This window comes from Stenotrophomonas sp. GbtcB23 (assembly GCF_019091045.1).
Lineage (GTDB): Bacteria > Pseudomonadota > Gammaproteobacteria > Xanthomonadales > Xanthomonadaceae > Stenotrophomonas > Stenotrophomonas rhizophila_A.
In genome coordinates this window covers 1-265 of the sequence record NZ_JAGXKC010000451.1, presented here as the reverse complement: position 1 = coordinate 265, position 265 = coordinate 1, and the positions used below count along the sequence as shown (strand labels likewise).

Annotated in this window: 1 pseudogene; it reads right to left on the bottom strand. The window is 58.5% G+C overall.

What is annotated here, in order from left to right:
• Positions 1 to 61: 61 nt before the first annotated feature.
• Positions 62 to 265 (bottom strand): annotated as a pseudogene (locus KVS69_RS19750) (LPS export ABC transporter ATP-binding protein); the annotation flags it as partial.

Here is a 265-nt window from a genome sequence, read left to right as displayed (position 1 = left end):
ATTGCTTTTTTAAAAGATTTGGTCAAGCGTCGCAGTGCGGAGAAGGTGAACTTCTTTGCGCCTAAAGGCTGAACTTGTCGCCCAGGTACAAACGTCGGACGTCCGGGTTGTTGACGATATCGTCCGCCCGCCCGTGCGCGAGCACCTCGCCCGCATGAATGATATAGGCCCGGTCGATGAGGCCGAGCGTCTCGCGGACGCTGTGATCGGTTATCAGAACGCCGATCCCACGCGCCGTCAAGCGGCGCACGAGAATCTGGCTGTC